Annotated in this window: 7 protein-coding genes; 2 read left to right on the top strand and 5 right to left on the bottom strand. The window is 41.8% G+C overall.

Annotation, left to right across the window (positions count from 1 at the left end):
• On the bottom strand, window positions 1–14,691 hold the full coding sequence (locus tag PBT90_RS05605; RefSeq protein WP_270131950.1) for an Ig-like domain-containing protein: 14,691 nt from the start codon (window positions 14,689–14,691) through the stop codon (window positions 1–3).
• Between the two features lie 517 nt (window positions 14,692–15,208).
• Here PBT90_RS05605 and PBT90_RS05600 point away from each other — a divergent pair.
• Window positions 15,209–15,586 (top strand): response regulator, encoded by a 378-nt coding sequence (locus PBT90_RS05600; RefSeq protein ID WP_270131948.1) that lies wholly within the window; start codon window positions 15,209–15,211, stop codon window positions 15,584–15,586.
• A gap of 27 nt (window positions 15,587–15,613) precedes the next feature.
• On the opposite strand, the gene PBT90_RS05595 is transcribed toward PBT90_RS05600, so the two are convergent.
• The 4 genes from PBT90_RS05595 to PBT90_RS05580 all read right to left on the bottom strand — a co-directional run bounded on the left by PBT90_RS05595 (window position 15,614) and on the right by PBT90_RS05580 (window position 22,926).
• The gene (locus PBT90_RS05595) at window positions 15,614–17,182 is read right to left on the bottom strand and encodes a hypothetical protein (RefSeq protein ID WP_270131946.1); all 1,569 of its coding nucleotides are present in this window, start codon (window positions 17,180–17,182) and stop codon (window positions 15,614–15,616) included.
• A 98-nt stretch (window positions 17,183–17,280) separates the two neighbouring features.
• On the bottom strand, window positions 17,281–17,727 hold the full coding sequence (locus tag PBT90_RS05590; protein ID WP_264809416.1) for a response regulator: 447 nt from the start codon (window positions 17,725–17,727) through the stop codon (window positions 17,281–17,283).
• Between the two features lie 271 nt (window positions 17,728–17,998).
• Window positions 17,999–20,332, bottom strand: coding sequence for a T9SS type A sorting domain-containing protein (locus PBT90_RS05585; protein WP_264809415.1), 2,334 nt, complete (start codon window positions 20,330–20,332; stop codon window positions 17,999–18,001).
• A gap of 248 nt (window positions 20,333–20,580) precedes the next feature.
• Window positions 20,581–22,926, bottom strand: a complete 2,346-nt coding sequence (locus tag PBT90_RS05580; RefSeq protein WP_270131943.1) for a sensor histidine kinase — start codon at window positions 22,924–22,926, stop codon at window positions 20,581–20,583.
• Window positions 22,927–23,033: 107 nt separating this feature from the next.
• Between PBT90_RS05580 and PBT90_RS05575 the strand changes: the two genes are divergently transcribed.
• Window positions 23,034–23,774 (top strand): LytR/AlgR family response regulator transcription factor, encoded by a 741-nt coding sequence (locus PBT90_RS05575; RefSeq protein WP_264809413.1) that lies wholly within the window; start codon window positions 23,034–23,036, stop codon window positions 23,772–23,774.
• Window positions 23,775–24,096: the final 322 nt, after the last annotated feature.

Genomic DNA, 24,096 nt, shown 5'->3' with positions numbered 1-24,096 from the left:
TTACTTAATTATAGTTACGTAACCTGTCATTATATGACCTACACCTTGGCTATCGGTCAATTGGAACTGATAGTAATAAGTACCACCATTCAAGTTGTCTCCATTCCAATCACTTTGGTAGTTTGTAGCTCGGTAAACTTCGACTCCCCATCGGTTTACAACCACCAGTTCATTTTGAGGGAAGAATTCCTCCAGGCCAGGGATGTTCCAAGTATCATTGATTCCGTCCCCATTTGGTGTAAAGACATTTGGAATTTCAAACACCAGTTGTTCATGAGTGACTGTATCTGCATTATCAGACGGTTCCAATTCCTCATCCTCAGAGGTGGCAGTAGCTGTATTGGAGACTACTCCTTCTGAAATCGCAGTAACCCGGATAGTCATGGTTTCTACAGCTAATGGGCCTACAGTAGGAATACTCCAAGTAAGGGTTCGCGTTTCCTGATTGTAAGAAACAGCCCCAGAACTCACATCAGCACCGAGATATTCCACCGATGTAGAGAATACATCCGTCACTACTACCCCATTACTTGTGTTTTCAGAATTATTGGTGAGTGTGATTTTGTACTCAAATACAGTATTCAGTTGAATCAGACTTGCAGAAACCTCTTTATCCAAAACCAGATCGACTTCATTGACAGGATCTTCAATGGTAACTGGGTCAGTCTGGTCTGAGTCATCAGGGAAATTGTCTCCTTCCACGGTCACCTTGTTAATTATCGAGCCTTCTTCGGCGACTACCATCACTTTTAGCTCAAGTGCAATAGACTCACCTGCTTCCAGACTTTCAATGTTCCAGGTTACTACATCCCCATTGACTGTGCCCTCTGGGCTAGTTTCCACAAGCATGGTTCCCTGAGGTAATGTATCTGTCACTACTAAGCCTTTCGCAAGGTTTTCACCCAGATTCTCAAGGGTTAAAGTATAGGTGAGAATCTCACCAGGGAATATTTCTGTTGCATCCTGAGTTTTGGTAATGTTGATCTCCGTTGTACTCTCAATTACCTCAACTCCATCACCTGGATCAGATTCAATTGGATCTTCAGTATCATTAGGATCATCAACTACAGCTGTGTTATAAATGATATCCCCTACTTCTACTTCGTCTGTCACTTCAGCTACCAGCGTTAAGTCAATATTTTGACCCACGGCCAGTGATGGAATTACCCAGAAGACTACCCCATTGTTGGACAATCCTCCTTGGTCTGCACTTACAAATGCAAGCCCCATAGGAAGGATATCAGTCACCTGGATATCCTCTTTTACCACCTCAGAAATATTTGCAACATTAATAGTATAAATTACCTGATCACCAATTGCAGCCTCAGTTACGTTCGGCACTTTCTCTATGGTGTAAGAGAAGGCCTGGACAACTTCGACCTCCTCTGGGTCTGACTCTTTAGGGGTGTCAGGATCATCAGGACTTTCTACTACTGCGACATTGGTTATGATAGTTCCAACAGCTATATCCATAGGGACACTTACAGTCAATGAAAGGGAAACAACCTCTCTTGGTGCCATCTCATCAATCATCCAAGTCACAGTACCATTTTCAAACTGACCACCTTCTGTAGCCGACACAAATGAGAGTTCAGTAGCCAACACATCTGTAACCTCTACATCATTCATGGCAAATGCACTGGTATTTACCAGCCCTATCGTGTAAGTGATTTCTCCACCAGGCAATACCGTAGGGCTACCTGCATTTTTAGTAATCTGAAGACCTTCTCCACGATCACATAACGTCAACACTACGTTTACAGAAACCCTATCCATGCTTTCGCATGAAGTCATTGGATCGGTCTGTGTTGCATAGTAGGTCATTCCATCAACCAATGGACTTGCCGGATCAAGTGGAAGACCACCTACCGCTGATTCATACCAGCGAATATTATTTCCGGATGCCAGAAGTGATCCGACTGTTGGATTCTCTGTATCACTGCAGAAGGTCTGCGTAGGATCGCTTACCTCCGGTGCTGGCGTAGTGCGTACAGTTACCGTAAGGTGAGCCGCTTCTTCAGATTTGCTTTCACAAACCTCGTCTCCAGTCACAGTGACATAATACCTTGTAGTCACAGCTGGACTCACATTCAAATCAACTACCTCTTCAGTAAGTTTTTCATCAGTATAGAATCTAAATACAGGGTTAGTCACTGTACTGCTAGTAGCAGTCAGCATAGTGCTCTCACCCTCACAGATAACAGCATTCATCACTTGTACGTCTGAGGAAAGTGCTTCTCTACCCACATTCACAACCAATTCAGCCGCATCGCCAGGAGCATTTTCACAAACTCCGTCTCCGCTTACAGTCACATAGTAAGTTGTGGTGGTAGCTGGGCTGACTTCAAGATCTGTAATCTCAGTAGTCAGATCCTGAGAAGTGTAGAACTTAAATACAGGGTTAATTACCGTGCTGCTACTCGCTGAAAGCATGAAGCTATCGCCTTCGCAGATGGTACCGCCCATGGCATCTATATCAGAAGCCATTGCTCTTGGACCTACTGTCACAACAAGCTCAGCTGCATCGCCAGGAGCATTTTCACAAACTCCGTCTCCACTTACAGTCACGTAGTACGTTGTAGTAGCTGCAGGACTAACTTCAAGGTCTGTAATCTCAGTTGTCAGATCCTGAGAAGTGTAGAACTTAAATACAGGGTTAGTTACCGTACTGCTACTCGCTGAAAGCGTGAAGCTCTCACCTTCGCAGATGGTACCGCCCATAGCATCTATGTCAGAAGCCATTGCTCTTGGACCTACTGTCACAACAAGCTCAGCTGCATCGCCAGGAGCATTTTCACAAACTCCGTCTCCGCTTACAGTCACGTAGTAAGTTGTGGTAGAACCTGGGCTTACAGTCAGGTTGGTGATCTTCATCGTCAGATCTTCATCCTCAAAGAATCGGAATACCGGATTAGTTACCGTGCTGCTTGTGGCAGAAAGCGTGAAGCTCTCACCTTCGCAGATGGTACCGCCCATGGCATCAATGTCAGAAGCCATTGCTCTTGGACCTACTGTCACAACAAGCTCAGCTGCATCGCCAGGAGCATTTTCACAAACTCCGTCTCCACTTACAGTCACGTAGTACGTTGTAGTAGCTGCAGGACTAACTTCAAGGTCTGTAATCTCAGTTGTCAGATCCTGAGAAGTGTAGAACTTAAATACAGGGTTAGTTACCGTACTGCTACTCGCTGAAAGCGTGAAGCTCTCACCTTCGCAGATGGTACCGCCCATAGCATCTATGTCAGAAGCCATTGCTCTTGGACCTACTGTCACAACAAGCTCAGCTGCATCGCCGGGAGCATTTTCACAAACTCCGTCTCCGCTTACAGTCACGTAGTAAGTTGTGGTAGAACCTGGGCTTACAGTCAGGTTGGTAATCTTCATCGTCAGATCTTCATCCTCAAAGAATCGGAATACCGGATTAGTTACCGTGCTGCTTGTGGCAGAAAGCGTGAAGCTCTCACCTTCGCAGATGGTACCGCCCATGGCATCAATATCAGAAGCCATTGCTCTTGGATTCACGGTCACAACAAGCTCAGCTGCATCGCCAGGAGCATTTTCACAAACTCCGTCTCCACTTACAGTCACGTAGTACGTTGTAGTAGCTGCAGGACTAACTTCAAGGTCTGTAATCTCAGTTGTCAGATCCTGAGAAGTGTAGAACTTAAATACAGGGTTAGTTACCGTACTGCTACTCGCTGAAAGCGTGAAGCTCTCTCCTTCGCAGATGGTACCGTCCATGGCATCAATGTCAGAAGCCATTGCTCTTGGATTCACGGTCACAACAAGCTCAGCTGCATCGCCAGGAGCATTTTCACAAACTCCGTCTCCGCTTACAGTCACATAGTAAGTTGTGGTGGTAGCAGGACTTACTTCAAGATCTGTAATCTCAGTAGTCAGATCCTGAGAAGTGTAGAACTTAAATACAGGGTTAGTTACCGTGCTGCTACTCGCTGAAAGCATGAAGCTATCGCCTTCGCAGATGGTACCGCCCATGGCATCAATGTCAGAAGCCATTGCTCTTGGACCTACTGTCACAACAAGCTCAGCTGCATCGCCAGGAGCATTTTCACAAACTCCGTCTCCACTTACAGTCACGTAGTACGTTGTAGTAGCTGCAGGACTAACTTCAAGATCTGTAATCTCAGTTGTCAGATCCTGAGAAGTGTAGAACTTAAATACAGGGTTAGTTACCGTGCTGCTACTCGCTGAAAGCGTGAAGCTCTCACCTTCGCAGATGGTACCGCCCATAGCATCAATATCAGAAGCCATTGCGCTAGGATTCACTGTCACAACAAGCTCAGCCGCATCGCCGGGAGCATTTTCACAAACTCCGTCTCCACTTACAGTCACGTAGTAAGTTGTGGTAGTAGCTGGGCTGACTTCAAGATCTGTGATCTCAGTTGTCAGATCCTGAGAAGTATAGAATTTGAATATAGGGTTAGTTACCGTGCTGCTACTCGCAGAAAGCGTGAAGCTATCGCCTTCGCAGATGGTACCGCCCATGGCATCAATATCAGAAGCCATTGCTCTTGGATTCACGGTCACAACAAGCTCAGCTGCATCGCCAGGAGCATTTTCACAAACTCCGTCTCCGCTTACAGTCACATAGTAAGTTGTGGTAGTAGCTGGGCTGACTTCAAGATCTGTAATCTCAGTAGTCAGATCCTGAGAAGTGTAGAATTTGAATATAGGGTTAGTTACCGTGCTGCTACTCGCAGAAAGCGTGAAGCTATCGCCTTCGCAGATGGTACCGCCCACGGCATCAATATCAGAAGCCATTGCTCTTGGATTCACGGTCACAACCAGTTCAGCTGCATCGCCTGGAGCGTTTTCACATACTCCGTCTCCGCTTACAGTCACGTAGTAAGTTGTGGTAGTAGCTGGGCTGACTTCAAGATCTGTAATCTCAGTAGTCAGATCCTGAGAAGTGTAGAACTTAAATACAGGGTTAGTTACTGTACTGCTACTCGCAGAAAGCGTGAAGCTCTCTCCTTCGCAGATGGTACCGCCCATGGCATCTATATCAGAAGCCATTGCTCTTGGATTCACGGTCACAACAAGCTCAGCTGCATCGCCAGGAGCATTTTCACAAACTCCGTCTCCGCTTACAGTCACATAGTAAGTTGTGGTGGTAGCAGGACTTACTTCAAGATCTGTGATCTCAGTTGTCAGATCCTGAGAATTGTAGAACTTAAATACAGGGTTAGTTACCGTACTGCTACTCGCTGAAAGCGTGAAGCTATCGCCTTCGCAGATGGTACCGCCCATGGCATCAATATCAGAAGCCATTGCTCTTGGATTCACGGTCACAACCAGTTCAGCTGCATCGCCTGGAGCGTTTTCACATACTCCGTCTCCGCTTACAGTCACGTAGTAAGTTGTGGTAGTAGCTGGGCTGACTTCAAGATCTGTAATCTCAGTAGTCAGATCCTGAGAAGTGTAGAACTTAAATACAGGGTTAGTTACTGTACTGCTACTCGCAGAAAGCGTGAAGCTCTCTCCTTCGCAGATGGTACCGTCCATGGCATCAATGTCAGAAGCCATTGCTCTTGGATTCACGGTCACAACAAGCTCAGCTGCATCGCCAGGAGCATTTTCACAAACTCCGTCTCCGCTTACAGTCACATAGTAAGTTGTGGTGGTAGCAGGACTTACTTCAAGATCTGTGATCTCAGTTGTCAGATCCTGAGAAGTGTAGAACTTAAATACAGGGTTAGTTACCGTGCTGCTACTCGCTGAAAGCATGAAGCTATCGCCTTCGCAGATGGTACCGCCCATGGCATCAATGTCAGAAGCCATCGCACCAGGATTCACGGTCACTTCAACAGGGATTCTCACCGGATCCTCACAGCCGTCTCTCAAGACTGCTATGTAATAAGTCACTACGCCTGGCACATTCAGCGCAGGGGTAGTATAGCTGTTGCCGCTTGCAAGTAGGGTTCCTCCTGTCTCGGCATCATACCATCTCAGGCTGGTGCCTGCTGATGGAGTAGCCTCCAAGGTGGCTGTTTCTCCCACACATACTTCCGCATCCTCTGCGATCGCAGTTGGAGTAGCAAACTGGATGCTTGCCTGATAAATATCCAGACTGGTCAATACTGTAGCTACACCTGTCAGGCTTATTCTTACCCGGTCAAAGGAAGCCGAAGCCAAGACGGATGCCTGTTGCATACTTCCACCGCCTAGGACGGTAAGGTTGACCAAAGACTCATTCAGACTGAACTGGTCAACCTGGGTACCGCCATTAAACAGGGTTATTTCTATTCTGGAAAGTAGGCCAACATCTGCAAGACCGCCTGGGATTCCCAAATCGATCTTCACAGAATCTCCTGCCGATCCCATAGTAGGGAAAGAAAGCGTCTGGGAAATAGAGCCTAATATTCCCAATGGAACGGTCAATCTTCCAAAGGTATTTTCATTTCCGTCTACGGCCTGCTCAGGTGTAGTGGCAAAGCACAACAGACACAGCAGACTAGAATCAATCGACTGCCCATTGGCTACGGTACAATCATCTATCGGTGTGGCAGGAATTACTACCACAGTGATCATCGTACGGTCCGTACTCTCACAACCTGTCACATCATCTCTGGATGCAGCAAAATATGTGTATGTGCCCTGTGAAAGTACAGGGGTCATATAGGTAGGGCCTGTACTCAGCTCAACTCCTGCATCACTGTACCACACTACTGTGGATCCGGCAGGAGCCGAGGCCACCAGCTGGGTGGAAAATCCTTCGGTGATGGTCACAGAACTGCTGCCCACCCCAGGTGCTGCAGGAAGTGGATTCACTGTAACAGTAAGTTCGGCAGCGTCGCCCGGAGCATTTTCACAGACTCCGTCACCGCTTACAGTCACATAGTAAGTAGTAGTTATAGTTGGATTTACTTCAAGATCTGTGATCTCAGTTGTCAGATCCTGAGAAGTGTAGAATTTGAATTCTGGATTCGTTACCGTGCTGCTTGTGGCAGAAAGCATCGCGCTTTCCCCTTCACAGATCTCAATATCAGTGGTACTGATATCAGCTGCTGTCGCCGGTGGAAGGACTGTCACCGCTATACGGGTTCTGTCCATACTTTCACAACCTGAACCACCCATCACTCCTACAAAATATTCTACATCAGCATCCACAGAAGCAAGGATAATCTGGTCGCCCAGGATCTGGATACCATCAGTTACTATATTTCCTCCTGTTGCTGCATCATAAACCGTATAGGTCAGTCCGCCTGCATCATTGGATATCTCAAAAGTCACATCCGCTGTAGTACCGCAGACTTCAAGCTCTTCGGCTACAAACTCAGGTGCGTCAAGACTGTTGGTGATCGTTACGCTTACAGATTTAGCAACCTCATTTTCACAAACACCATCTCCGCTTACGGTTACAAAATACTCGTTAGTAGATCCGGCTGGAAGACCAGAAATAGTCAGCGATCCATCGGAACCCAGATTAAATGGAATTCCAAATACATCACCATCAGGTATAGGATTGGTCTTGGCAGCATCAAAATACCAGGTAAAGATTGGGTTGGCAATGCTGGTAGTAGGTGCAAGAACCACGTCCTCTCCTTCACATTGGGTTACCGTATCGTTGATATTAATATCTGCATCTACCGCATTCGGATTCACAGTCACCACTACCTCTGCCGCATCGCCCGGAGCATTTTCACATACTCCATCTCCGCTTACAGTCACGTAGTAAGTTGTGGTAGTAGCTGGGCTTACAGTCAGGTTGGTGATCTCCATCGTCAGATCTTCATCCTCAAAGAATCGGAATACTGGATTAGTTACCGTGCTGCTTGTGGCAGAAAGCGTGAAGCTCTCACCTTCGCAAATTGTGCCACCCATGGTATCTATGTCAGAAGCCATTGCGCCAGGATTCACGGTCACATCAACAGGGATTCTCACCGGATCCTCACAGCCGTCTCTCAAGACCGCTATGTAATAAGTCACTACGCCTGGCACATTCAGCGCCGGGGTAGTATAGCTGTTTCCGCTTGCCAGCAGGGTTCCTCCTGTCTCAGCATCATACCATCTCAGGCTGGTGCCTGCTGATGGAGTAGCCTCCAAGGTGGCTGTTTCTCCTACACATACCTCCGCATCCTCTGTGATCGCAGTAGGAGCAGGATAATTAATTTCTGCCTGATAAATTCTCCAGCCACTTTCCAAAGCCCCAAGCAATGGTCTGTATTCAATTCTTACCCGGTCAAATGCCCCGCCGGCAACAAATCGAATTTGCCCTTTACTGTCTCCTCCAAGAAGGGATAAACTAATCAAGTTATTATCAACTACTCCTCCATCTCCATTGGCAGAAGATCCATTGTAGGACTCGAAAGAAAGTCCACTTAAAACGCCTAGGTCAAGCAATGATCCACCGGTTCCTAAAGTAACTACAATGGTATCTCCAGCTGTGCCAGTTTGGTTAAAAATCAATTCCTGATATACACCTCCAGTAACCGCAACCGGTGCCACAAATCTTGAGTATGAGTCGTTATTACCATCGACAGCATTACCAGGGTTTTCTACTGAACAAAGTAAACACAGGAAGTATGTCCCGTTATTCTGGGCATTTGCGATGGTACAATCTGCATCAGTGGTCACTGGCTCTACAGTTACTGTAACTGCTGTAGTATCAATAGACAAGCAGCCTGTATTGATATTTCTTGTACCGGCATAATAGGTATATACTCCTGCTGATAGAACACCGGTATTGTATGAACTACCTGTAGCCAATTCTGCTCCGCCTTCAGCATACCAGACAATTTCAACATCTGCTGGCATTGGGTCAATTGAAGCTGTAAGCACAGTACCAAATCCTTCCGAAATAGTTATATCCGAACTTGTCGAAGGGACATCAGGAAGTTCATTGACAGTGATAGAAGAAGTAGCTGCAGGAGTGCTGAAGCAATAGCCTTCTGCTACCACGGTCACATAATAGGTGGTGGAAGCAGTCGGGCTGACTTCAAAATCAGCTCCTGAGAAATAAGTCCCAGTTAAGCTGGCATCCAGGTACCATCTGAATTCAGGATCAGGAATACTGATTCCATTCAAACTTGCATGCATTATGGTAGTCTCTCCTTCACAGATTGCACTTTGATCCGCAGTCAGTGTAATATCACCAGCATCAATAGTCATACAATCCGTAGGCATGGAATGCTGAGCTGTTTCGGATGCACTTCCTCCTGCTGCATCGGTGAAGAATGCCTCTGCATTGTTCACAATTGGATCAGAGCCAGATACAGCATCCACTTCTACGGTGAATGTAAACTCCTGCATCGCACCAACTGCCAAAGTAGCAATATCAAAAGTCAGGGTACCTATACCTGCGGTACCTCCCCCGTTATCTACCAGCGTTGTATTGGCCGGAAGCTGATCCACTACTGAGATATCAGTAAGTGTTTTGTTACCGGTATTGGTTACAGTCAAGGTGTAAGAAATAATATCTCCTACAATTGCTTTACCATCACTTTCAGCATTGTTGCTTAATCCGATTTTGTCAAACTCAATGGAATGTACCGGCTCAACGTCCGTTACCGTTCCTGGGTCAGCTGCAGTATCCGGCTCGGTAGGATTGGTATTATCCACTGCCGGATAGGATTCAATCGGAGTAGTCAAATCTGCAGAACTTGCAATGGCAATATTCCTGATTTCATCTATTCCTGTAAGATCTGCTTCCACAGTTGCAGTAAATGAGCCCACTGTAGCGGTCGCTCCAACTGCCAAACCTGCAAGGTTGAAGCTCACATCATTTCCATTTAGCGTTCCTCCTGAAACATAAGTAATTCCTGCTGGCAGAGCATCTGTTATTGTCACATCAGTCAAGTCCTGATTACCTGTATTTCTTAGGTAAATGGTATAAACCAAGGTCTCACCGCCGCTCACCGAGGTCAGGGAACCATCTCCATCCACTGAGACGGCTTTCCAGATTTCTGCAGAGAAAATAGGATCTACAGGAATATCGGTCCCCGTATCACCACTCTCGTCAGGATCTGTAGGGTTTTCATTATCCAAAGGCGGGAAAGTCTCAGTTCCAGGATCTTCAGGAAGTGATTTAACCAAAGCCACATTGGATATAAATTCTACATCTGTCAGATCTCCCTCAATCAACACACTGAAACTTACCGTCTCGGTAGCTCCTGCGGCTATGTCAATGTTTTCAAAAGTGATGACACCTGAATTATTTACCCCACCGCTTCCATCTACATACGTAGTGTGAGCAGGAATGGCATCCGTGATCAGGTAGTCTGTCATCGGTACTGTTCCGGTATTTCTTACATGTATGGTGTATTGTACTGTTTCGCCACCCGATACGGAAGTCAACGTTGGGTCTCCATCAATGATGTAGCTCTTCCAGCTTTGGAAATCAGGTGTTTCACAATCCTGCAAAATGTAATACAATCTTATCGTTGGATTCACTGATACAGATACTAATGATCTGTAGCGAATGGCAACTTCGTCAACGTCCACTCCTAAAGAAACTCGGATTTCTTCATTTGCTCCGTTGTTAAAAAGATCTACCAGATTCACATTCCCCAGCACAGCATTATCCAAGGTCTCTTCGTAAACCTCTTCCCCATCTAAGTATCCTAGCACATCTATTCTTCCGAATACTCCTGCATCAACTGTCCCGGTTCCTACTCCCAGTTTGATTTTGAATGAACCTTCTGCAGGAATTGTCTGTCTGAACTGGATATTTTGCTGGATAGAAGCATCTACTGCCAAAGCCCCTAGGCTTATCTCAGAATAATCGTCGTTGTTGTTATTATCAAGTGCCCGCTCTGCGTTGGTCACGCCGTATCCACCGATAGACGCAGCATCAAGAGTAGCAATTCCAGAACCATCAAAAGATGTAGTAAATCCTGTGGCACAAGCTTCAGCACCTGTATCGTAGCAAAGGCCATAGATATTAATGCTGTTATCCTGACCTAGCAAAAGTGCATCAGTATGATCCGTAACGGTGATACTGTTGTAATCTGAATCAGGAGTGATCGCCAGGTAATACCTGCCCAGTTCATCCTGAACAATTTTAACCTGATCATTAAAGCCAGCAAAACTGTTGTCACTGCTTGCTGTGAAAATCGGGTTACCCCCAGCATCATTAGCAGCTATTGTGAAATAGTGATCCCCAAGAACGATGGTATTCAACAAATCACTCAATACTCCTCCAACGCTGCCGCCCAAAAGCGCATCAAGTAATGCCGGATCGGTGTCAATTCTCATATAAGATGTGGTACCCGCAGGGACAATTACCCCGTCTCCATATCCCAAGGTCACGTGCCCAGAAAATGCCCCAACTCCTGTTCCTAGTAAACCTGCACTGGAGTTTATGGTAGCGAAACTGTTGAAGTTTCCGTCAAAAAGATTGGCAAGGTTATCAGCAAAAGAGGCATCAATCAGTTCTTCCGCACAAACCGGGCTCAAATAAGGAGGATCTTCTACATCCGGATCTGGACATCCATCGGAAATTCTGCTAATTCCATACAATCTGATTGGAGCACTGGTGTTGATCGCAACGGCAGATTCTAAACCAAAACTCACCCGGTCATAAACCACTCCCGGTTCGATCATCAACTCTTGAATTCCCCCTGAATTAAGTAATCCCAGTAAATCCAAGTTATTGATTAAAGCATCCTGAAGTGATTCATTGTACACTTCCTCATTGCCATCATATAGGATCACTCGATAAGAACCTGCCAGATCCAAATTCAATATACCCGGCTCATCCAGTTGAACCCGGATTCTTAGAGCATCTGTTGCTTGCGACTTTGTTTTGAAATAGATATTCTGGTAAACTGAAGCCCCGATTCCTGCCACACCTAAATTGATGGTAGAATAGTTAGAAGAGTTTCCATCTATTGCATTTTGCGGATTAAAGACTCCGCCCTGAGTAATATCCAACAGATCAAGGGCAATTCCATCCCCATCAAAATCGGTAAATGTGGCCTGCTCGCACAGGTCAAATTCTGTTTCTCTACACATGCTGAACACATGCATGGTAGCGGTGTTTTCCACTCCTATGAGAGCTGTCAAAAAGTGATCAATTCTTACAGATTGATAAGCTTGATCTGCGGTGAAGGCAATGTAGAATCTACCGGACTCATCCTGTACCACTCGTACGTCCTGGGTGCCAAAACCTGTAGCACTGCTAGCGGTGTATATATCTGAGCCTCCTGCAGTTTTCGGAGTTACGGTAAAATAGTGATCACCAAGAGCTACCGTGCCCAATAAATTTGCCAAATCAGAACCTAAACTACCGCCTAAGAGCGCATTTAGCTCATCATCTTCAAATTCAATTCTAACATAGGAAGTTTCTCCTGCTGCAACCGGCGCAGCATATTTCAATTCGATATGGCTACTGTAAGCACCCAGCCCCAATGCTGTACCTGCGCTCGCGGATAATATTGCATAGGAGTCATTGTTTCCATCCACTGTGTTTAGAGGAAAATTGGCATTTTCCCAATCCACCACTTCTACCGCACAATCGGAAGTATTGAAAGGAGGCTCAGTTTGTGGTGGTTCTGGTAACTCAGGATCTGGACAGGCATCACTGAACCGCTCAATACTAAAGACACGTACCGGGTTTTGAATCACATTTGCGCTTACCAAGGATTCTATGCCCACGGCCACCCGGTCAAATGCCAGACCAGGACCAAAAGGTAGATTGATCGTCTGTCCGCTTTGCAATAAGCCCAATAAATCCAGTCCAGAAATCAATCCATCCCTTAGATCTTGGGAATATACTTCAGTGTCTCCGTCGAAAGCTTTGATTACAATACTACCCAGAACTTCTGCTGTCAAGGTGTTACCGCCTTCCAAAGCCAGTTTGACTCTGAAATGGTCTGCTGAAGCTGATAGAGTATGGAAGTCCACAAACTGATAAATGCTGGAACCAATTCCTGCCGCTCCCAAACTGATTTCAGAAGCTGTCGCAGGATCCCCATCAATAGCAAAACCAGCATCAGAAACACCGGCCGCACCGAGTCCAAGTAAATCCAAGCTAATACCCGCTGATTCAGCGAAAGTAGAAAAAGCCTGCTCACATTCTTCAAAACCTGTAGACGTGCAGACATGATACACATTCATGCTGGTAGCCGAAGCTCCGCCTATCAAACCTGGGTATTCAAGCGTAACTCTGACACTAGTGTAGGCAGCTGTTGGAGTTAAGGCGATATAATAGTGATTGTTTTTGTCCTGAACGATACGAACCGGCTGGTTAAAAAATCCATTGTCCGTAGAAGCAGAAAGAACTGAAGAAGCGCCGTTTAGTGCTTCTACCCGGAATAGTTTATCGCCCCCCAAAAGAGATCCCCCTACACCGTTTAATACATCCCCTAAAGAACCATCGAGTAAGCCCAGAAGAGCCTCCTCATCAAAATCAATACGTATATAAGAGGTGGTACCAGCACTTCTTTGATCAAAGCCAAGTTGGATCTGACCATCAAACGCTCCTGCTCCTAAAAGTGTACCTGAGCCTGCCTGCAGTGTGGTAAACGTATCATTATTTCCATCTACTGCATTGAAAGGGAAATTAGCATTCTCAAAATCAATCAATGTTGCTTCACAATCGCTAGAACTAAGCATGGGATCGGTAGCATCCGGTGCGGGCAGAGGATCTGGGTCTGGGCAGATTGTACCATAACGCGCCACTTCATAAATCCGTAGTGGAGAGCTGGCTACACCCAAATCAACTGTGGAATTCAAACCTACACTTACCCTATCAAATGAAACACCTGGGCCAAATGCAAGAGTGACTGGATCACCGGATTGGATTAAGCCTACGAGTTCAAGATTCCCAATAATACCAGAACTTAGTTTGCTTGCAAAAACCAAATCATCTCCATCATAGGCTCTCACCTCATAGTCACCCAACAGATTTAAATCAACAAGCCCTCCATCGATGGCCAAAGTGACTTTGAAGTAATCTTCTGGAGCCCAAAGACCATTGAAATAAAAGGTCTGAAAAACGGACGAAGCAGCAGAAACATTTACTAAACCTCCATAGCTCACAGAGGAATAAGTGCCTATATCTCCATCAATTGCATTTTCAGGATTGGTAACCAAATCACCGCCCAACAGACTAATATTAATGCCTGCGGTTTGTCCAATATCTGCAAATTCAGCTTCAGCACAGGTAGGATCCACCAATGTAAAGGCATTATAGACATTCAAATTAAAGGATCCAAGACCCAGAAGACTTCCAGGATATTCCAATAATATCCTAACTGAATTGTAAGCAATGGTACTCTCAGGAGTAACTGCTAAAAAATAATCACCTGCTGAATCTACAACCAAACGGGAATCTACTGATGTACTGAGCTCCCCTCCTACATCACTGGAAGAATCACCTGCCCCAGAATAAAATGAAACTGCAATATTTTCATTGACCAAACCTAAAAGATCAAGAAGATTAAGTCCTGAAGCATTAGGCAAATCAATCTTAACAAAAGTAGTAGTACCAGGTAGTCTATCCGTAGGAAATTTCACTTGTAACCAGGCATTTCCTCCAGCAATAATAGAAAGGCTAGAAGAAGTCAAGGTGGCGAAATCTGAATCAGAATTGTTCGATGCGTTAGCTACATCTGAAACACCGGCCCCGCCATTCCCTAATGTACCAGTTGTGATAACCCCTGAACTAGGTGTCCATGTGGCAAAATCCTTTGATTGACCAAAGGTTACAGTACTAAGGCCAATCAAAACAAGTAATAGAAAAACACAACTAAAACTTCTAAAACTTGAATAAAGTAAACTATTCATCATCATATCATTATGATCAAAATTGACAAAACAAAAATCTCAACACACCAAATCGAAATGGAGCAAATACCGAATACAATCCATTCCAAAAGTATGTTACACCCCAAATTCCTAGGTTAAAATCATGAATAGATCAAGACCTCACATACTATAAAAGCACATGAAACTCCTCCCTTATTGACTCAAAACACTAGGTAACAACAACCTCTAAAACAAAAATACCTTATAAATTCGTCATGATATATCTAAAAAAATCATCTGTAACTAACCAGAGTATTTTCGTCATTTAAATGGTGCATTCTGTCATTATAACAAACAATAACCACTACAAGATAAAATCAAATTAACAGAGGACATTTTAAAGTGAAAAACTGTGTAAAATCAAACACAAATTCTACAAAAACAACATCTTAAAACTTTAAAACATTACCTTTACAAAAAATGAACAGAAATGTAAATGAAAACAAGAATTCTACTAATTGAGGACAGCAGGACGCTAGCAGAAAACCTAAATGAAATATTTGAGGTGTTTGATTATGAACTGTTAGAAATTTTAACTAGTGCCGAAAAAGCGATGGAGGTAATTAGAAAAAAAAAACCAGACCTTCTTTTAATTGACATCAAGCTTAAAGGCATAAAAAACGGTATAGAATTAGCAGAAGAAATTAGGGATAAAATAAAAATACCAATCGTTTTCATCACATCCTACTCAGGTAAGGAGGTCATAAAAAAAATTCAACACCTGGCTCCCGAAGGAATAGTAACGAAACCATTTACTTACGATGCACTCATTACGAGTATAGAACTAGCCCTTGCAAACTCCAAAAGAAATTAGGATCAAAAGAAATAATCAAACAAAATGTCAATCGAAATTTTCCAAACTTTTATTCAAATATACTTTCATCTTATCATCAAGCTCATTCACTTCTGAATCGATTAAAGTAAAGATCTCACGATTGGACAATCTAGAGTCATAGATATGCTTTTCATTCTGAATTAAATTCATTAGCCCAAGAATATTTGCTATTGGTTTTCTGAAAATATGACTAATAATCCAAGAGGTACTTTTATCAAACCACTCGTCTGCAATTTCACATATCTTAGATTCAGTAATATCTGTCAAATAGATGTAGTCACTATATGGCATCAACTGAAAATCCATTTTTTTAAAGGTAATCTCGAAAACATAAAAAAATTTGGAATTATTTACCTCAAGGATAAACTTCCTTGATCGATTCTCTAGTGTATCTCCAGAACTTTTTTTTAAAAAATTGAATAATTCTAATAATTGGTCAGATTCTACATACATTCTTAAAAGGAGGAAAAATTGAAAGTAGCCGTAACTTCTACTTTGAAAAACAGGGAATTTACTCCAGATTCTATCGTTCAATATTACCTGGTTTTCGTTCGCATTAATTTCTATAAAGAATGAATTTGGTACAGCATTGATCCTTTTAAAATTATCAAACGAGTTAAGAATGGAATTTCTAATCTGGTAGTACTTTGTCACATTAATACCAATCACCATCCCTCCTTCAATTTTGGACTCATTATAAATAGGATAGCACATGTATTGAAATCGCTCAGATCCAATTTGCTCTTCAGTAATCAAAACTTCATCAGTTTTCCCACTACCCCTACTCAACTCTTCAACTGAACCAAATCCTGACACCTTTTCCAGGAACACAGCCCCCTCTTTTAAGTCAAAAATAGATCTACAATTTGGAAAATACTTAGAAAACAAGTTATTGGAAAAATGGATAAATCCACCCCCATCATATACAAACATAATGGAATTGACCTTATTGAACAATCCATAGACACTCTCATCAGAATAATTATAAAATATAAAATTATCTTTGAATACGATTAAAGAAACGATAGAAAAAACAGAAAGTAAAACAGTGGCTCCAGGAACTTCATAACCTAGGTAGATTGGAAAAACAACCTGAAATATAAAACCGTACACAGACGGAACCAAGAGAGCGATAAAAAATAATCTTATCTTATTAAAACTCACTTTCTCTGCGTACAACGAACGTGCTATAATTGAAAGAGCAATCATAACACAAAACCCAATCCAAACTCTTGAATAAATATCCAAAGAGCCACTTCTAAATCCCTGAACCAGGCCAAAATATTCAGAAGCCAGAAACAACCTAGGTTCAGGATATGAGAGATATGAAATTAGAAAAAACAAACTAACAGAAAAAAACAAAACCCTGATCAAATACACTCTATTGACAACTATCAACTTTAATTCATAAACCACTTCCAGTAGAAAATACCCAATAAATAAATAACAAGAGGACGCATAAAGATCAAACTTGTAAATAAAATCTAAAGATGCTGGAATTCGTAATAGCAGTTCCCCTATTTGCCATATTAAAAGTACCAAATTAAAAATTAGCAACTTTTGCTCAAATTTCACTTTTAGCCCCTTGAAAAGGAGTAAACCAATAACAGCCAGATTACAAAAAATACTGAAAACAGTTAAATAGCCAATGTAATTCACCTCAAAAATTAAAATTACCGGTTCAAATTATTCATACTATTCTTCTGATTATAGGTAACATTCATATCATTTAAAAGTTGAGAAACCTTAGCACTATCCATAGGTTTTGGTATATAATTGACCACACGGGAATAAGAAAAAGCTAATTCCATGTCCTTTGGGTTTTTAGAAGAGGAATGGATTACAACTTTGATCAGTTTCTCCGGATCGATCTTATCTAACAGATTCATAAACTTCCATCCATCGATTTCTGGCATATTTAAATCCAATAAAATCTTTAATGCTCCTATTCTTACATTTTGGCCATTTTTCAAATGTGATAAATATGACAAGCAATCAACAGGAACGTTAAATGTCATTACCCTTAAAACATCCTGACTTGGCCAAGCCTTCTCAATTAAGTGCTTGGATATAAGCAGGGATATCGGGTCATCATCGACTAAAATCAGGTCGGTCCTCATAGATAGAATTAAAAATTTGTCACAAAATCATGATGAGTCAAATATAATAATTGAAAATCTTAAACTACCTCCATTTTATACTGACAATCCAATCCACCTTAAGCATTAATTATAAAATGCATATTAATGACATTAAAGCACAAATTAATTTGTTCGAAGGCACACATATTATAATTACCATTGCCTTTTCCTAACAAAACCCTACACTTTCATAACAAAAACACACAATAGGAACACACTATACTCATTTCCAAGCCCTTAAAATCTTTCCTTACTGTTTGATTAGATGATGGATCTCATTCTTACCGTTGAAGTAAATGCGAAGCACATAGTTACCGACAGGTAATTCATCTAGGTCAATAATTCTAAAATCTGTAGTGCGGGCATTGAATTCGAAATCTACAATTTTGAGAACACTACCATCTCCTGAAAAAAGTGCCATTTGTGCAAAAGTAGCATCCTTACTTTGATTTCTAATGCTTATTTGATTTTCAAAGGTATTAGGAAATACGCCAAAGGTTTTTACTCCTAAAATGGGAAGTTCAAACCGAACTAATTGGGAGGTAAATTTAATCCGCCCCTCTACATCAACAATTTGAAGTCTATAATAGTTGTTACCCGGGAATGGATTTACATCATTGAATGCATTCCCAATTCCCTCTAGGTTGGAAAAACTTGCCAACTCTTCAAAATCTAGCTCTGTACCGGACCTTTCTACCTTGACGATATCCTGTTGGGTCAGGCCTGCAAATTTCCAATTCAGCTGTACACCTCGTTTCCCCCGGTCTATAGCTAAAAATTCCAGCAGCGAAACGTTTAAGATCCTGGCAATAGCACTTAAATCAACTTCCCTTGGCACTCCCATAGCACAACCCTCCTCTGGAACAAAATTCAGGTAAAACTTGTAAGGATCTAGTTCATCTCTGAATTTGAGCCCCGTCATAGTAATAATATCTCCATCAAGGTCATACGAAATACCACTAATATTATCACCATCCTGTATTTCCAACATCATGGTCTCATCCAGGTACCATTTGAATTCCCCTGGCTGTTCCATGTCGATGTGACTGGGGTCAAGGGTCACTGGGTTCTCGCCTTCTACATAGATGTATTTACCATTTTCATCCACCTCCACATAGCCTGAGGGAAGGACCTGGATATTGGCAGGGTCTGGAACTGGGTTTACTTTAACTTTAAAGTTAGAGGGTTCACTTTCAGTAGCACAGAGTATATCGGTTGACCGCACTAAAAATTCATATTCGCCAGGCTCAAGGTCCGAAGCTGTAGTATATGAGGAAGCAGTTCCAAGCATTTGTTCAGTGCCAGAATCCAAGATATACCAATTCAAGTCTCCTCCAGCTTCATTTATTGGAGTGACTGTAACTGTATTTCCTTGACAAATGACAAATGATCCCTCCTCTGGCACATTAACAACTTCAGGTCGGACTGGGGACACAGTAACACCGCTTATCTTAAGACTTCCCTCAAGCACTCCTAAACCTACCAAAGATGACATCCTTATCCCAATTTTATCTATGGGCAAATCAGATATCAACGGTAACTTAAAAAACTCATCCTCTCCCAATAAACCTAATAGATCCAAGTCCAGTAAGGAAGAAGCCGAGAAAGTCTCTATTTCCACACCTGAGGAATAAACGACCAGCTCTACATAATCCAGCAACCCTAAATCCAATAAGGATTTACCAGCACCCATACTCACTAAAACCTCATTCCCAGGTTGAACGGGGCTATTGAAGTAAATCATTTGCTCCATAGAACCTGCTAATCCTACCACCCCTAGAGATATTTCAGAATAGGTGTTTTCTAGATCCTCATCTATAGCTAGGTTTAAACCTTCTATTTGAGTATTAAGGGATAAAGCATCCAGGGTAAGTCCAGAACCGTCGAAGCTGGTAAACTCAGCCAAATAATCACATGGATTATGCTCAAAATAAAATGCATGGTAAACTTCCAATGAATACTCCTTTCCAAGACCAGCAATTGAATTAGACTGGTTGGTGATGTGAATTCGATCATAAGTAGAATCAGGTGTGATAGCAATAAAGTACGCTCCTGAACCATCCATGACTAACCTTACCCTTCCTGAGTCAAACCCATCTAGGCTGGATCTTAATTCAATGGAAGTAGCTTCATTTCGGGCTTCTATAATAATTTCTTGCTCTCCTAACAATACAGCCCCCAATACCGTGGAAAGCACATCCCCCAAGCTTCCTCCCAATAAGGATTGCAACAGGCTTTCTTCAGTCCCAATCCTGATATAGGTAGTGGTATTCGCCGGTAGCGGAGAATCAAATCGTAATTCAATTTTAGATTTATATGCACCTACCCCTACCAGTATTCCTGGACTGGCAATCAGTTCAGCAAACTCATCTGGATCTCCAGAGGCATTTTCCATATTTAGGATTGATGCTTCGCAGTCAGCTTGGAGAATTCCTCCACATGGCGTAAACTTATAAGGAACTATTCCTGATGCGGCATCTGCATAAACCTTACTTGCATAGGCTTGTTGGACAGCAAAAAAACCTAACACGAAAGCCACAAAAAAACATAAAAAATCAGCTTTATTTCTAACTTTTAATTCCATTCGATTCCCATCTATATAAATGGAAATTAGAGAAATAATTTACAGCTATCTATTCCAAAAATCGAACTTAAAAACTACAACAAAACGCATATATAAAACTCATTTTTCAAAGAGTAAAACACCTTTATATTACTATAAAAACATCATATATTGTCTAAACAAACACTACAATTACATAATTTCGTTTTCTAATGACAAAGAATAGGGATTCAATGACAATTAAAGGTATATTGAACGAAAACAGGCTATCAAACCGGTAATCGCACCTCTACTGTGGTACCAAATCCATACTCGGATTTAATTTGGATATTCCCTCCATGGATCTCAATGAAGTTCTTAACGGCTACCAGACCAAAACCAGTACCTTCAATCCCTTTGACATTTGATCCTCGAAAAAATGGTGTAAAAATATAAGAAAGTTCTTCTTTTTTTATCCCAATCCCATGATCGGTCACCATAAACCCAAACCATTTCCCCTCCTTGAATAATCGTAGTTCTGGCTTGCTCTCACCTCCATATTTGATTGCATTGGTCATGATGTTTACCAAACTGGTTTCTATCATAAACTTATCAATATGCACTTCCAAAGATTGATCCACTTCTGGAAGATATTCAATACTTGATCTCAAGCCATACTTGTTGATACAGGCCTCTATAAATTTTCTATAATTGACCTGTACTTCTTTCAAGGCAGTTCCCTGTATAGCAAACCTATTGAAGTCAAGTGAATGAGAAACCAATTGATGAAGGTTGTTAACTTCTGATTGGATTTTACTACAGTGATACTTGACTCTCTCCAATGAAGTTTGCTCCTCTATACTGTCAAGGTAATGTTTGCTAAGCTCCAGACTAGACATGATGGTAGCTAGAGGTGTCTTAAATTCATGGGAAACGGTATTCATGAAATCACTCACAAAGGAATTAAACTCCCTTTCTTTTTTCAGTGAAAGTTTTAGATTTTCCTCAGTTCTAGCCTGTACTGACACATCCCTAATCACAGCAATCAATTTGGGATTATGGCTATCCTGCATTAAACTGATCATAGATTCCAGCCAAATACTGTTTCCTGAATTTGATCTGATTTTCAATCGGGATTTAAATAGGTCTTTGGATACGCTATATTTGTCCACCAAAGTTTTTTTCAATAAAGTACGGATCTTCCTATTGATGGTAGAGGCATCAATACCCATTTCAATAAATTTCTCAGATGACTTAGAAAGGTATTCTATTTCAAACTCATCATTTGCAACTACAATTAAATCTGGGGAAAAATCAGCTACCTTAGAAAGAATCAATGCCTTTTCTAATGACTCTTTCTCATATTTTATTTTTTCTGTTTCATAGTTATAGGCTTCAATAATCACCGAGTAGGTGGACGCAAAAGGCTCAAGTTCCTGAATGTCAGACTCGCAAAACCCTCCCTTCTTATTGCCAAGTCCAATTAGCCCTACTACTTTATCACCTTTTAGAATGGGAATCCCTAAGAAATTATCAATTTGTGGATGTCCTGGAATCTTCTTCCCTTTGGTGTGAGGATTTTGCGGAGGGTTATTTTCAAGTATCACTTTGGACTCTGTGATGCATGCCCCAAACAAATTGTCAAAATGCCTAAATAAAAAATCGTTTTTGACATACTTATCATAGAGTTTAAAAGCTTCTGGGCCAGCTGTTGAAATATCGGTAGCAGCATGTATTTTCAAGACCTGCTTGTTACTCGAATCAAAGGCAACCTCACCTATAAATCCTATTTCGGCTTCAATTACCCCAAGAATATTGGTTAGTAATAATTGGTAAGGCTTTGCTTCGTATTCTTGAGCCAAAAACAGCTTTTGCACTTCCACTATATTGGAAAGTAAACTATTGGACCTTTCCAAATTCAGTTGATCTGTTTTGCTTTTATCTGCACTGAGTAACAAAATCAAAATACAGTCTTTATCATCTACCTTTGCCTTGAAAAATGTGATATCAAACCAATTGCCTTCAGGGTTTGACAGATAAAGTTTGGCCTGAAATGAAAGTCTATTACTCCCTGGTTTAAGTGCCCAATGTATTAGTTTTTGAAATAATTCAGGGTCTGCGAAAAAATCACCTAAATAAAAACCCGTTACTAATTCTGACACTGGTTGATTTAACAAATGAATCATGGGGACATTGGCAATCAGCACCTCGGTAAAATCTCCTGAAATCAACAAAGAGGGATTTGGCATCTTATCCACAATTTCGATCATAGAACTTTCAGGTAAATCAAATGAGTTATTGTCTGAGACCACAAACACAAAAATATGCAAGGTCATATTCTCACGATCCATCCAGATCAACTCATTCACTGTATAAATCTCACCAGCTACTTGTAGTGTTGTTTCCAGAAAGAAGTCATTTGAATCTTTAAGTTTCAATCTTTCATGAAAATCATTCCCAACTGAATACCTGGCCAGGATAGCTTCATACTCCACTAAGGAATCAAAACCAGCGAAAATTTGAGTATCTAACAACCTGGTTATTCTGTCGCTGATTTTTAACAGCTCCCCTGTTTCCAATGAAAAAACCAAGTCCTCATTATTGAATGCTGTTAATATTTGCTCAGTTTTTAACATTTTAAATTTTAATTGTACTCTTCTTAGAATTACGAAACTTTATTTGTAGTTTAACCACTGTTATGAATTAAACCTATTTTTTCATAAAACTAAAGCTTAAACAAAAGATGTCAAGTAAAACTAAAATTCTTTTAGTAGAGGATAACCAAAGCCTATCCGATAATGTCAAGGAAATGCTCACTATTCAAGGGTATGAGGTTTCAGAAGTATTGGACAATGCCGATAATGCGTACTCAAGGATTGAAAAAAATGTGCCTGATGCTATTTTACTTGACATTCAGTTGAAAGGCACAAAAACAGGTATAAATCTGGCAGAAGAATTACGGAACTCATTGATGGTTCCCATCATATTCATGACCTCCTCTTCAGGTAAGGATATCGTAGAAAAAGTATGTCATGTCAAGCCGGATGGTTTTATCACAAAACCCTTCTCAACTGAAAACCTAGTAACAAGTATTGAACTAGCTATTCAAAATTTTAAACACAGTAAAATTGAATCTACAATACCTCACAATGTGGGCGAAAAATATGCTTCCGAGCTTTTTATTCGCGAAAGTGGATGGCTGAAAAAAATAGTGATTAAAAATATCTTATGGATCAAAGCAGAGGGAGCATACACCAAAATTGTAGTCAAAGGAAAGCAGTTTACCTTAAGAAATACCACCAAGGAGGTGATGGAAAAATTGCCCGAAGAGCAATTTGTCCGAGTGCATAAATCGTACATCATCAATATTAAAAATATTGAGGCCTTTAGCTCCACCACTATCAAAATATCTGATTCAGAAATACCGATTGGCAGAAACTATTATGCAAAGTTAATAAGCAGTATTAACCGATTCTCAAATTAAACCCATAGTAACAGGTTTGAAACCTCAGTCATTTCAACTCTATGTAAGAAATGGGATTAATGTTCTTTTGCTAAGTAGGACAGTTCTATCCAAATGAAGACAGCCTTTTGCTACCCCGTGATTGCTTAGTTCCCTTTTCTTCCAATCGCATTTCGGTCGGTATTCTTAAACTATGATATGCATAGGATCTACATAGTGTTCTTGCTTAACAAATACTTATGAAGCTGCCCCGGCCTGAGAGCGGCACTACCTGCAAGAGGAAACGGAATAAACCAGCTTAAGGCAAGCGCGTTGGCTTTATGCCGTAGTCTCTTGCCTCGTG

Origin of the sequence: Algoriphagus sp. TR-M9 (assembly GCF_027594545.1) — a bacterium.
In the GTDB taxonomy this organism is placed as follows: Bacteria; Bacteroidota; Bacteroidia; order Cytophagales; family Cyclobacteriaceae; genus Algoriphagus; species Algoriphagus halophytocola.
The sequence above is the reverse complement of the archived record's forward strand: the minus strand, read 5'-3'. Positions and strand labels throughout refer to the sequence as shown.